11 protein-coding genes are annotated in these 12012 nt (G+C 71.4%); 8 read left to right on the plus strand and 3 right to left on the minus strand.

Annotation, left to right across the window (positions count from 1 at the left end; all coding sequences use genetic code 11):
- Nucleotides 1-20: 20 nt before the first annotated feature.
- On the minus strand, nt 21-1640 hold the full coding sequence (locus ADK57_RS13895) for an acyl-CoA synthetase (RefSeq protein WP_053749732.1): 1620 nt from the start codon (nt 1638-1640) through the stop codon (nt 21-23).
- Nucleotides 1641-1818: 178 nt separating this feature from the next.
- Here ADK57_RS13895 and ADK57_RS13900 point away from each other — a divergent pair, with 178 nt between their 5' ends.
- The 8 genes from ADK57_RS13900 (at nt 1819) to ADK57_RS13935 (ending at nt 8395) form a co-directional block, all read left to right on the plus strand.
- Nucleotides 1819-2619, plus strand: a complete 801-nt coding sequence (locus ADK57_RS13900) for a crotonase/enoyl-CoA hydratase family protein (protein WP_053749733.1) — start codon at nt 1819-1821, stop codon at nt 2617-2619.
- A gap of 47 nt (nt 2620-2666) precedes the next feature.
- Complete coding sequence (locus ADK57_RS13905) at nt 2667-3614, plus strand: Zn-ribbon domain-containing OB-fold protein (RefSeq protein ID WP_053749734.1); 948 nt, start codon at nt 2667-2669, stop codon at nt 3612-3614.
- On the plus strand, nt 3611-4636 hold the full coding sequence (locus ADK57_RS13910; protein ID WP_053749735.1) for a thiolase domain-containing protein: 1026 nt from the start codon (nt 3611-3613) through the stop codon (nt 4634-4636). The genes ADK57_RS13905 and ADK57_RS13910 overlap by 4 nt, the downstream gene beginning before the upstream one ends.
- Nucleotides 4633-5799 (plus strand): thiolase domain-containing protein, encoded by a 1167-nt coding sequence (locus ADK57_RS13915; protein ID WP_053749736.1) that lies wholly within the window; start codon nt 4633-4635, stop codon nt 5797-5799. Before ADK57_RS13910 ends, ADK57_RS13915 begins: the two co-directional genes overlap by 4 nt.
- An 83-nt stretch (nt 5800-5882) precedes the next feature.
- Nucleotides 5883-6125 carry a DUF397 domain-containing protein gene (locus ADK57_RS13920; RefSeq protein WP_053749912.1) on the plus strand — a complete coding sequence of 81 codons (243 nt, stop codon included), beginning with the start codon at nt 5883-5885 and terminating at the stop codon, nt 6123-6125.
- 169 nt (nt 6126-6294) lie between these two features.
- A complete protein-coding gene (locus ADK57_RS13925) occupies nt 6295-7197 on the plus strand; it encodes a universal stress protein (protein WP_053749737.1) in 903 nt (300 codons plus the stop codon).
- A 44-nt stretch (nt 7198-7241) separates the two neighbouring features.
- Nucleotides 7242-7841 (plus strand): CGNR zinc finger domain-containing protein, encoded by a 600-nt coding sequence (locus ADK57_RS13930; RefSeq protein ID WP_053749738.1) that lies wholly within the window; start codon nt 7242-7244, stop codon nt 7839-7841.
- Nucleotides 7842-7897: 56 nt separating this feature from the next.
- Nucleotides 7898-8395, plus strand: coding sequence for a hypothetical protein (locus ADK57_RS13935; RefSeq protein ID WP_053749739.1), 498 nt, complete (start codon nt 7898-7900; stop codon nt 8393-8395).
- Nucleotides 8396-8400: 5 nt separating this feature from the next.
- Here ADK57_RS13935 and ADK57_RS13940 read toward each other — a convergent pair whose 3' ends face one another.
- A complete protein-coding gene (locus tag ADK57_RS13940) occupies nt 8401-10368 on the minus strand; it encodes an N-acetylmuramoyl-L-alanine amidase (RefSeq protein ID WP_053749740.1) in 1968 nt (655 codons plus the stop codon).
- Nucleotides 10369-10650: 282 nt separating this feature from the next.
- The gene (locus ADK57_RS13945; RefSeq protein ID WP_053749741.1) at nt 10651-11790 is read right to left on the minus strand and encodes an aminoglycoside phosphotransferase family protein; all 1140 of its coding nucleotides are present in this window, start codon (nt 11788-11790) and stop codon (nt 10651-10653) included.
- Nucleotides 11791-12012 lie beyond the last annotated feature (222 nt).

A 12012-nucleotide genomic window follows, 5' to 3' on the forward strand; every position in this document is an offset into this window, starting at 1 on the left:
CAATCGCACGGGTCCGGAATTCACCCGTCCGCGGCCACCGCCACCTCCCGCGCCCACCGGTAGTCCGCCTTGCCGCTGGGCGAGCGCCGGAGCGCCTCCGTGATCACCAGTTGACGCGGAACCTTGTAGCCGGCGAGCCGGGAACGGCAGTGCGCCTGGACGTCCTCCAGGGACAGTCGTACCGCCCCTTCGCGCAACTGCACCACGGCCGCCACATGGTGGCCCCACTTGGCGTCCGGCACCCCGGCCACCAGCGCGTCGTACACGTCCGGGTGGGACTTGAGAGCCTGCTCGACCTCCTCCGGATACACCTTCTCGCCGCCCGTGTTGATGCACTGCGAGCCGCGGCCGAGGACCGTGACCACGCCCTCCTCGTCGACGGTGGCCATGTCGCCGAGCAGCACCCACCGCTCGCCGTCCTTCTCGAAGAAGGTCTCGGAGGTCTTCCGGGGATCGTTGTAGTAGCCGAGCGGCACATGGCCGCACTGGGCGACCCGGCCCACCTCGCCGACGGCGACCGGCTCGTGCGTGGCCGGATCGACCACCTGCGTACGGGAGTTGACGCGGACGCGGAAGCCACGCTCCGGGCCGGAGTCCGCCGTCGCGGTGCCGTTGAAGCCGGACTCGGAGGAGCCGAAGTTGTTGAGCAGCATGACGTTCGGGACGAGCGCCTGGAACTGCCGGCGGACCGTGTCCGACATGATCGCCCCCGATGACGACACGCTGAACATCGACGACATGTCGGTGCCCTTCAGCGGGCCTTCGAGCGCGTCGATCAGCGGACGCAGCATCGCGTCGCCCACCAGCGACATGCTGGTGACCTTCTCCTTCTCGATCGTCCGCAGCACCTCCTCGGGCGCGAACTTGCGGTGCAGCACGACGCGTTGACCGAAGTTGAAGCCGATGAACGCCGTGAGCGTGGAGGTGCCGTGCATCAGCGGGGGAGCGGGGAGGAAGGTGATCCCTGCACCGCCGGCCGCGACCCGCTCGGCGAGCTCCTCCGGCTTCTTCACCGGCTCGCCGGTCGGCGCACCGCCGCCGAGCCCCGAGAAGAACAGGTCCTCCTGGCGCCACATCACGCCCTTGGGCATCCCGGTGGTGCCACCGGTGTAGATGATGAACTGGTCGTCGCCCGACCGGGACGGGAACCCGCGCTCCGCGGACCCGGAAGCCTCCGCGTCCGTGAAGTCCACGGCGGCCACCTCCGCCGCCCCCGGCCCGGGCGCCCCGACCCGCACCAGGTGTCGCAGCGCGTCCGTGTGCGGCGACGCCGCCGCCACCCGGTCGGTGAACTCCGCGTCGAAGACCAGCGCCACCAGATCGGCATCCCGGTACAGATAGACCAACTCGTCCTCTACGTAACGGTAGTTGACGTTCACCGGCACGATCCGCGCCTTCAGGCACCCCAGCACGGTCTGGAGGTACTCGACGCCGTTGTAGAGGTGGAGCCCGACATGCTGACCGGGGCGTACCCCGCTGTCGAGGAGATGGTGGCCGACGCGGTTGGCGGCGGCGTCCAGTTCCGCGTACGTCAGACGGCGCTCCGCGCCCGTGCCGGGGTGGTCGATGTACACGAGCGCCTCGCGGTCCGGGACCACGTCGACGACCGACTCGAACAGGTCGGCAAGGTTGTACTCCACCGTTCCTCCTGACCTCGGACGGGCCTGGTTCTCCGACGGTTCGCCGGTCATCAGAGCAAAGGGCGCGGCAACTGTGAAGGGTCCGCGTCGAAGAAATCTGACTGAGTGTCAGAAAACCCTTGAAGTGCCCAGGCGCCTCCTGCAACCTGTTCTCGTTCTTTCAGAGGGGAGATGGGCAATGGGTGGGACGGAACACCTCACCGTGCGGCGCGAAGGCGCCACACTGGTGCTCACGCTCAACAGGCCCGACGCCAGGAACGCGCTCTCGCTGTCCATGCTCGTCGGCCTGTACGACGGCTGGATCGAGGCCGACGAGGACGACGAGGTCCGCTCGATCGTGCTGACCGGCGCGGGCGGCGCGTTCTGCGCCGGCATGGACCTCAAGGCCCTCGCGGGCCAGGGGATGGAGGGCGAGCAGCACCGGGACCGCCTCAAGGCCGACCCCGACCTGCACTGGAAGGCGATGCTGCGCCACCACCGCCCCCGCAAGCCGGTGATCGCCGCAGTCGAGGGCTACTGCGTCGCCGGTGGCACGGAGATCCTCCAGGGCACCGACATCCGGGTCGCGGGCGAGTCGGCGACCTTCGGACTGTTCGAGGTCAAACGCGGACTCTTCCCGATCGGCGGCTCCACCGTCCGGCTGCAACGGCAGATCCCGCGCACCCACGCCCTGGAGATGCTGCTCACCGGCCGTCCTTACACCGCCCGCGAGGCCGCCGCCATCGGCCTGATCGGCCACGTCGTCCCCGACGGCACGGCGCTCGACAAGGCCCTGGAGATCGCCGAACAGATCAACGCCTGCGGCCCGCTCGCCGTCGAGGCCGTCAAGGCATCCGTGTACGAGACCGCCGAGCTGACCGAGACCGACGGACTCGCCGCCGAACTGGGGCGCGGCTGGCCCATCTTCGACACCGCCGACGCCAAGGAGGGCACCCGCGCCTTCGCGGAGAAACGACCGCCCGAGTACAAGCGCGCCTGACCTCTCGTACCAGCGCGTCCGACCTCCCGCAGAAGGAGACACCCCCGATGCCCGAAGTCCTCAAAGCGCCGCTCGTCGTCGAGTTCCCCTTCACCCGCTCCCTCGGACCCGTCCAGAGCGCCTTCCTCACCGGCCTGCGTGAACGCGTCGTCCTCGGGGTGAAAACCGGTGACGGCCGCGGCCGCGTGGTCGTTCCGCCCGTCGAGTACGACCCCGTCACCGCCGAGGAGATACGCGACCTCGTCGAGGTCGCCCCCACCGGCACGGTCACCACCTGGGCCTGGAACCACGCCCCGCGCCGCGGCCAGCCCCTGTCCACCCCCTTCGCCTGGGTCCTGGTCCGTCTGGACGGCGCCGACACCGCCCTCCTGCACGCCCTCGACGCCCCCGGCCCCGACGCCGTGCACACCGGCATGCGCGTCCGCATCCGCTGGGCCGGCGAACGCACCGGAGCCATCACGGACATCGCCTGCTTCGAGCCGTACGACGGCGACCCGGCCCGGCCGACAGGCCACACCGGCGAGTTCGAGAACCCGGTCACCGGCATCGTCGCCCCGGCCCGACTCGACTACACCTACTCGCCCGGCCGCGCTCAGTCCGCCTACATCCACGCCCTCGCCGACCGGCGGATCGTCGGCGAGCGCTGCCCGTCCTGCCGCAAGGTGTACGTCCCGCCGAGGGGTGCGTGCCCCACCTGTGGTGTGGCCACATCGGAACAGGTCGAAGTGGGTCCCGGCGGCACGGTCACCACCTTCTGCATCGTCAACATCAAGGCGAAGAACCTCGACATCGAAGTGCCGTACGTCTATGCGCACATCGCCCTCGACGGCGCCGACCTCGCCCTGCACGGCCGCATCGGAGGCATCCCCTACGACCAGGTGCGCATGGGCCTGCGGGTCGAGCCGGTGTGGACGGAAGGGTCCCGCCATCCCGACCACTACCGGCCGACCGGCGAGCCGGACGCGGAGTACGACATCTACAAGGAGCTGTTGTGACGCGCGAGATTGCCGTGGTGGCCTTCGCCCAGACCGATCACCGGCGCACCGGCGAGGAGTCCTCCGAGGTCGAGATGCTCATGCCCGTCCTGCACGAGGTGCTCACGCAGACCGGCCTGAAGACCGCCGACATCGACTTCACCTGCTCCGGCTCCTGCGACTACCTCGCCGGCCGAGCCTTCTCCTTCACCCTCGCCCTCGACGGGGTGGGCGCCTGGCCGCCGATCTCCGAGTCCCACGTCGAGATGGACGGCGCGTGGGCGCTGTACGAGGCGTGGACCAAGCTCCTGACCGGCGACGCCGACACCGCCCTCGTGTACTCCTACGGCAAGTCGACACCCGGCTCCGTCCGCGACGTCCTGACCCGCCAGCTGGACCCGTACTACGTGGCGCCCCTGTGGCCCGACTCCGTAGCCCTCGCCGCCCTCCAGGCCCAGGCTCTCATCGACGTGGGCGAGACGGACGAGCCGGCCCTGGCCGCCGTGGGAGCCCGTAGCCGCGACCAGCAGACGGCTGCGGCGTCCCAGGGGGAGTACGTCGTACGACCCCTGCGCACCGGCGACTGCCCGCCCGTCGGCGACGGCGCCGCCGCCGTCGTCCTCGCGGCCGGGGACCGGGCCCGGGAACTGTGCGAGCGGCCCGCCTGGATCCGCGGCATCGACCACCGCATCGAGGCACACGGCCTCGGCGTCCGCGACCTCACCGACTCGCCCTCCACCCGCCTGGCCGCCGAGCGGGCGGGTGCCTTCGAACGGCCCGTCGACACCGCCGAGTTGCACGCGCCGTTCAGCTCACAGGAGGTCGTCCTGCGCAAGGCGCTCGGACTCGACGACGACGTGCGGATCAACCCCTCCGGCGGCGCCCTCGCCGCCAACCCGGTCATGGCCGCCGGACTCATCCGCATCGGCGAGGCCGCCGCCCGCATCCACCGCGGCGAGTCCGACCGGGCCCTCGCCCACGCCACGTCCGGCCCCTGCCTCCAACAGAACCTGGTCGCCGTACTCGAAGGGGATGCGCGATGAGCAAGGAGCCCGTGGCCGTCGTAGGCATCGGCCAGACCAAGCACGTGGCGGCACGCCGGGACGTGTCCATCGCGGGGCTCGTGCGGGAGGCCGCTCGAAGGGCCCTGGACGACGCCGAGCTGGACTGGGCGGACATCGACGCCGTCGTCATCGGCAAGGCGCCCGACTTCTTCGAGGGCGTCATGATGCCGGAGCTGTACCTCGCCGACGCGCTGGGTGCCGTCGGCAAGCCCATGCTCCGGGTGCACACCGCGGGCTCGGTCGGAGGGTCGACGGCGCTGGTCGCGGCGAACCTGGTCGCCGCTCGTGTCCACGGCACCGTGCTCACCCTCGCCTTCGAGAAACAGTCCGAGTCCAACGCCATGTGGGGGCTGTCCCTGCCGATCCCCTTCCAGCAGCCGCTGCTGGCCGGGGCCGGCGGATTCTTCGCGCCGCACGTGCGCGCGTACATGCGACGCAGCGGAGCCCCCGACACCGTCGGCTCCCTGGTCGCCTACAAGGACCGGCGCAACGCGCTGAAGAACCCGTACGCGCATCTGCACGAGCACGACATCACCCTGGAGAAGGTCCAGGCCTCGCCCATGCTCTGGGACCCGATCCGCTACTCGGAGACCTGCCCCTCCTCGGACGGCGCCTGCGCGATGGTCCTCACCGACCGCGCCGGGGCCGCCCGCTCACCCCGGCCGCCCGCCTGGATGCACGGCGGCGCGATGCGCAGCGAACCCACCCTCTTCGCCGGCAAGGACGCCGTGTCGCCGCAGGCCGGCAAGGACTGTGCCGCCGACGTGTACCGGCAGGCCGGGATAGCCGACCCGCGCCAGGACATCGACGCCGTCGAGATGTACGTGCCGTTCTCCTGGTACGAGCCCATGTGGCTGGAGAACCTCGGCTTCGCCGACGAGGGCGAGGGCTGGAAGCTCACCGAGTCCGGGGTGACCGAACTGGACGGAGACCTGCCCGTCGACATGTCGGGAGGGGTGTTGTCGACCAATCCCATCGGCGCCTCCGGCATGATCCGCTTCGCGGAGGCCGCGCTCCAGGTGCGCGGACTGGCCGGGGAACACCAGGTGGAGGGGGCGCGGCGGGTGCTCGGGCACGCCTACGGCGGCGGATCGCAGTTCTTCTCCATGTGGCTCGTGGGGTCCGAGCCCCCCGCCTCCTGAAAGGTCCCGCTCACGTGGCCTGTTGGCACTCGGGGCCGATCGCTAGGCTGGCCGCGGACGACGCAATCGGGAGGAGCACGGACGTGGCCGAGACCACCATCCAGCAGCAGCCGCTCATGGGCTGGGACAAGCCCGAGCTGGACCTCAGCAACGCCGACTGGCACTCCAGCAGCCGTGGCCTGGGGGATGTCCAGATCGCCTTTGTCGAGGGATTCATCGCGATGCGCAACAGCGGCCGGCCCGAAAGCCCTTCCCTGATCTTCACACCCGCGGAGTGGGGCGCGTTCGTGTCGGGCGCGAGGGAAGGGGAGTTCGACCTGACCTGAATCGACGGCCGACATCTGAGCCGATGGCCGACACCTGAGCCGACGGGCCGATCCGGCGGTGTTCCGACCGTTTTTCCGGACACGCGACCTTGAGCGCTCTCCTGGGGCCGATGCCTGAGCAAGGCTGACCCCAGGAAGCGGAAGGTCGTACTCCGGAGGTGAGGGACGCATGAGCACTCTGCCCGTGGTCGCGGCTGTCGACGGGTCGGACGACAGCCTGCGCGCCCTGGACTGGGCCCTCGACGCCGCCCGCCGACGCGGGGTGCCGCTGCGGGTGGCCCATGTGCGGCAGTACGCCGCCTGGACCCAGCCCGGAGCTCCGGTCGTCGTACCGCCGGCCCCTGAGGACGACCAGGTGCTCGCGGACGTGCGCGCCCTGCTGGAGAACCGGGCCGACCTGCCCGACACGGAGTACGTCGGTCTGGACGGTGCCGTCGGCGTCCTGCTGCCCGAACTCGGCTCCACCGCCCAGTTGATGGTGCTCGGTTCCCGGGGCCGCGGCGGCTTCGCCGGTCTGCTGCTCGGCTCCAACGGCATGGCCGCCGCACGCGACGCCGAGTGCCCCGTCGTCGTGGTGCCCCGGCCCGGTCGCGAGGTACATGAACAGGTGCCGACCGAGCCCGGCCCCCGCGTGGTCGTCGGCCTCCAGGTGGACAGCCCCGACGAGGCCACGCTCGCCTTCGCCTTCACCGAGGCCGCCCTGCGCGGCGCGCTTCTCCAGGTCGTCGCCGCCTACCCGTGGCCCATCCAGAGCTGGGCGGCCCCCGCCGAACTCGTCCCGGTGATGATCGACCAGGACGCCGTCGAGAACGAGACACGGGCCCTCGCCGAGGGCTTCCTCGCCCCGCACGGCGCCCGGCACCCCGACGTCCGGGTGGAGCCGTACGTCGCCCCGGGCGCCGCGGCCGGTCACCTCGTCGCCGCCTCGAAGGACGCCGACCTGGTCGTGGTCGGCCGCCACCGACGCCGCCTGCTGGCACCGGCCCGCATGATGGGCTCTGTCACCCAGGCGGTCCTCCTGCACGCGGCAAGCCCGGTCGCGGTGGTGCCACCGACACCGCCGGAGGGCTGAGGCTCCCCGGCGCTAATGGATATCGACGGGCCTATCATTAGCCCATGCGAGACTCGACCAGCCTGGACGCCCACCTCGTGCTCGACCTCGCCCTGACCATCCGCCACGACGGACGCGGCGGGGTCGCCGACGACCTCGCCGACCCCGCCGGTCTCACCGCCTGGGTCCGGACCCGCCCCGACGTCCTGCCAACGGCCGCCGGCTTCGTCGCCGACGAGGCCGCCCTCGCCGCCGTCCGTGACCTGCGCGCCGCCGTCCGCGCCCTCTTCGCCCGGGCCGTCCGCCCCGCCGAGCCGAGCGCCGCCGACGCTGCCCGCCTCCTGCCCGTCCCCGAGGCCGTGCGGCGGCTCAACGCGGCGGCCTCCCGCATGCCCACCGTCCCGGTGCTGCACTGGGCCGAGGGCGCCGAACCCCTCGTACGGCACCAGGCAGTACAAGGCGGAGGCGAACTCACCGCGGTGCTCGCGCACGCCGCGATCGCCTTCCTCGAAGGTCCCGAGCCCCAGCGGTTGCGGGCCTGCCACGCGCCGCGCTGCGTGCGGTACTTCCTCAAGGAGCACCCGCGGCAGGAGTGGTGCGAGCCGTCCTGCGGCAACCGCGCCCGCGTCGCCCGTCACCACGAACGACACCGCAAGAACGCCTGACCTCGAAGCGCTGCCCGCACGTCACACGACAGGCCCGGGCACGTACCATTGGCGGCATGTCGTTCCTCCGCCGCCGCAGCGCCACGCCCGCCGGGCCAGACTTCGACGTACTGGCCATGGATCCGGGCGACTGGCCCGGCAATCTGGGCGCCGGCCTGCTGCCCGCCCCGGACGGCAGCTGCCAGGGCGTCTATCTGCGGTACGACCTGTTCGGCGGCCGCGGCCCTGCGATGATCATCGGCAATCTCCCGGAGGGTTCCCCGGCCCGCGAGGTCACCGAGGGCGAGATCCCCTTCGAGGTCGGCCAACTGCTGCTGGCGCTGGAGAACGACGAGGAGGTCACCGTCGTCGGCATCGAGGACGTACCGGTGATGCAGGGCGACAACCTCCTGATCGTGCGCCGCCTCAAGCTGTCGGAGAGCCGGATCTCCTGCGTGCAGTTCGACCGCAGCGACAACGTCCTGGTGACCATCGCCGCCTGGGACCGCCCCATCACCGACGACCTGTACGCCCTGCTGAAGCCGCTCCCCGCGGAGCTTTTCCAGCAGGGCTGAGGCGGCTACCCGGCCGACCGCTCCTCGCGTACGTCCGCCGCCCGCACGAACGCCACGCGGTGGCCGAACTGGATCTCGTAGTACAGGTCCTTGCCGACCACGACCTGGTGGGAGGCCTCGTCGAAGGTCACCGCGTAGTAGTACTGGCCGGGCACCTTGCCGCCGACCACGTATTTCTGGTCGGCGAGCACCTTGTACGGCAGCGGCGACACCGACTGGGCCGGCACTCCCGCCGGATACGCGGACGCCTCCGGGTAGGCGCGTCCGTAGACCGGGATGCTCGTCAGATCGTCCTTGGGTGTCACCACCAGGCCGGTCGCGTTCACCGCCGTCGGGTGCTTCTTCGGGTTCTTGAACCAGGCCTTCTGGCCGAGGTACCAGATCGCCGTCCAGTCCCCGTCACGGCCCGCGACCGCGTACTGCTGGCCGGTCGAGACCCGGGAGGACAGGTCGTTCACCCCGGTCGTCGGCGTCGTGCCCAGGCCGATGTCCTTGATCAGGGGGTAGGACTCGGCGGGACCGGAGTAGAGCCGCACCGCGCTCGAACCGTGAGCCGCGCACGGCTCGCCCTGGGCGACGCAGCCCGTGTACCCCGGCTGGTTGGTGGCGTAGTCGGGTCGGATCGTCACCATGCCGCCGTCCTTGCCGGCCGAGGGTTCGAAGGGGCGCCCCAGCAGCGCGAAGTAGTGGCCCCAGTCCCAGTACGGGCCCGGGTCGGTGTGCATGCCGCCGACGGTCGACGTGGTGGGGCCCGGCACGTTGTCGTGGCCGAGGATGTGCTGCCGGTCCAGCGGGACGCCGTACTTCTTGGACAGGTACTTCACCAGCCGCGCCGACGACCGGTACATCGCCTCCGTGTACCAGGCGTCCGGGTTCGCCAGGAAGCCCTCGTGTTCCAGGCCGATCGACTTGGCGTTGACGTACCAGTTGCCCGCGTGCCACGCCACGTCCTTGGCCTTCACATGCTGGGCGATGTGGCCGTCCGTGGAGCGCAGCGAGTAGTTCCACGACACATAGGTCGGGTCCTGCACCAGGTCGAGGACACCCTCCCAGGCCCCCTCCGTGTCATGAACGATGATGTAGTCGATGCTCTGCGACGCCGGACGGTTCCCCAGGTCGTGGTTGCCGTAGTCGCCCTCGCCGAACTCCTCGTAGGGAGCCGGGATCCACTCGCAGGACACCGTTGTCGGGCACTCCGTGCCGGACGCGTCGAGCGTGCGCAACCCCGTCCGCGCGAGCTGGGCGGTCTCGGGGGCGAGACCCGGCTGGGCGGCCAGGGCGACCTGCTGTCCGGCGTCGGTGATCCGCTCCGCGCCGGTGCGCAGCACGTCGTACACGTCGCCCGCGTAGGCCGCCCCCGTCGCGCTGTCGTCCGCGCCGGAGAAGCGGGCCACCGCCCCGTACCAGTCCGCCGGATCTTTGCTCAGCGGTTCGCCGAGGTCCTTCTGGGCGGCGGCGAGCAGCGCGGCGCCGCCGGCCACGTTGGCGGCGGGATCGGTCCGCAGCCGCTCGGCCGGGAGGCCGGTGAGCTCGGCGGCCTTCGACAGGGTCTTGAGGCGGGCCGGGAGTTCGGAGTTCTCCGGCACCTTCGCCTCGGGGTGCAGAGGTGTGCGGGCGCCGTCCCCGCGCGCGTCCTCCGTGCCCTCGCTGTGGTGCGGCGGCGCCTCGGCGAGCGCGGTGCGCGCGTCGGTGAGGTGCATCGGGCCGTACCCGCCGGTGACGCTGGGCGCACCGGCGTGCGCGTCCCAGCGGGACTGCAGGTAGGAGACGCCGAGGAGCACGCTCTGCGGCACGTGGTACTCGGCGGCCGCCGAGGCGAACGCCTGCTGCAGGCCGGCCGCGGAGTCACGCGCGTCGGAGGGGGCCGCGCCGAGCAGCGGCAGCAGCAGGGCGGCGGAACCCACCGCCCCCGCGGTCCTTCGGATACGTCTGTGCCCGGCGGCTCGGTCGATGGCGGTGGCGGATCCTCGCAATGCAGCCTCCTGGGACGGTCGAGCGCGATGCGCCGTGCGGGGCCGGGCGTCCGTCAGTGGTACCGGCTTGCCGACGATCCGTCAATGATGCCCAGGAGCAGGCAATTTCCCTTGTCAATCCAGGTGGGCGGGAGTTTCGCGGCGGAACCTCGCGGGCCTGCGGGGCGTCAGTGGCATACACCAATGGGCCGTACGGGGCGACCCGCGTACGTGTCCTTGTGCCGGACATACGACGGTCCGCGGTGCGCCGCTGACTTGGCGCACCGCGGACCGTCGTCCCCGTCAGCGAGTGCCGACCGCCGCGCGCACGGCCCGGCGGGCCAGCTGGCAGTCGTCGTGCAGCCGCCTGAGCAGCAGCCGCTGTTCCTCGCCGGACGGCGCAGCACCCGGGTGGGCCATTCCCGGTGCCGCCGGGGTCGCGTCGTGCATGGAACGCTGCACGGCCATCTCGTAGGTACGGATCTCACGGGTCAGCACGAGCATCAGGTTCACGAGGAACGCGTCCCGCGAGGCGGGGCCCGCCGACTGGGCGATCTGGCTGATCTGCCGCCGGGCCACCGGTGCGTCCCCGAGGACCGACCACAGCGTGGCCAGGTCGTACCCGGGCAGGTACCAGCCCGCGTGCTCCCAGTCCACCAGCACTGGACCGGCCGGTGACAGGAGAATGTTCGACAGCAGTGCGTCGCCGTGGCAGAACTGGCCCATGCCGTGCCGGCCCGCGGTCGCCGCGATGCCGTGCAGCAGTTTCTGCAGGTCACCCAGATCCCGGTCGGTGAGCAGGCCCAGCTCGTGGTAGCGGTTGATGCGGGTCGCGTAGTCCAGCGGGGCATCGAAGGTGCCCGCCGGAGGCCGCCAGGCGTTCAGTCGGCAGATCGCGCCGAGTGCCGCCCTGATGTCCGCACGGGGAGGAGCCTCCGCCGGATGCCGGTGCAGGGCCGCCACCCGGCCCGGCATCCGCTCGATCACCAGCGTGCAGTTGTCCGGATCCGCCGCGATCAGTCTCGGCACACGCACCGGAGGGCGGTGCCGGACGAACGAGCGGTATGCGGCTATCTCGTGACGGACCCGCTCGGCCCACGCGGGGGAGTGGTCCAGTAAGCACTTGGCGACGGCGGTGCTGCGTCCTGTCGTACCGACCAGGAGCACGGAGCGTCCGCTGCGGCGCAGCACCTGCACCGGGGCGAACTCCGGGCAGATCCGGTGCACCGACGCGATCGCCGTGCGCAGCTGGGCGCCCTGAGGGCCGGACAAGTCGAGTCTCCCGCTGAGCGGTTGGGTGCCGACCCCGGGAACGCGCCGCGTCCTGCCCGCACCGAGCACGGGAGCCGTCGGACGCGCGGGGTCGAGGTAGGGGCCGCCACCCACCGGACGGGGGTGCAGCGACCGGGGCGGGGCGGACACGGAGGACGATGCTGCGTACATGGGCGAAACAGATCCCTTCGTGTGCCTGCGACGACAGTGCGCTGCCCGGCCCGGTCACCCGGGTGCATCCTGGGGAATGCACCCGCCGGTTCAGGATGGCAACCGGGTCGGGGTGGCGCGTTCCTACCTGACACCGGATGCCCAGTGGCACACCATCTGGCGTGCCCTGGCGAACCCTGGCGAATAGTCGCCCGGCAACTCTCACCGGGCTACTGTCAACTC

This window comes from Streptomyces sp. MMG1533 (genome assembly GCF_001279775.1).
Taxonomy (GTDB): domain Bacteria; phylum Actinomycetota; class Actinomycetes; order Streptomycetales; family Streptomycetaceae; genus Streptomyces.